We start from the raw sequence: 307 nt of genomic DNA on the forward strand, positions 1-307 counted from the left end.
AAGTGGGACGGATTGCTTCATGTATTGGAGGGGGAAAAGTTTTTATGATTGGTGTAGGAAGTGCATTGATATCACTGTTTCTGGTTTTGGGTTGTTATTCATTAACACTGACAGCGAAAAGAGCAGATGAAAACTTATTGATGATCTGTGAACAGAATCAGAAAATTGAAAAAGAGAAAGGAAAGCAAGAAATGGAATCAAAGAGAGACATTTTGAGAGTGATTGAAAAAGAAATCAAAAAAGGAAGTGCGCCAGTTGCATTTGCGGGTTTGGGGTTTTCCGAGGAATGTTATCATTTGGTAGATAG

1 pseudogene is annotated in these 307 nt (G+C 37.5%); it reads left to right on the forward strand.

Features of this window, described 5'->3' with window-relative positions:
• Window positions 1–44: 44 nt before the first annotated feature.
• Window positions 45–307 (forward strand): annotated as a pseudogene (locus LI112_RS18000) (hypothetical protein); the annotation flags it as partial.

Origin of the sequence: Blautia sp. 210820-DFI.6.14, assembly GCF_020558815.1 — a bacterium.
Classification (GTDB): Bacteria; Bacillota; Clostridia; order Lachnospirales; family Lachnospiraceae; genus Blautia_A; species Blautia_A obeum.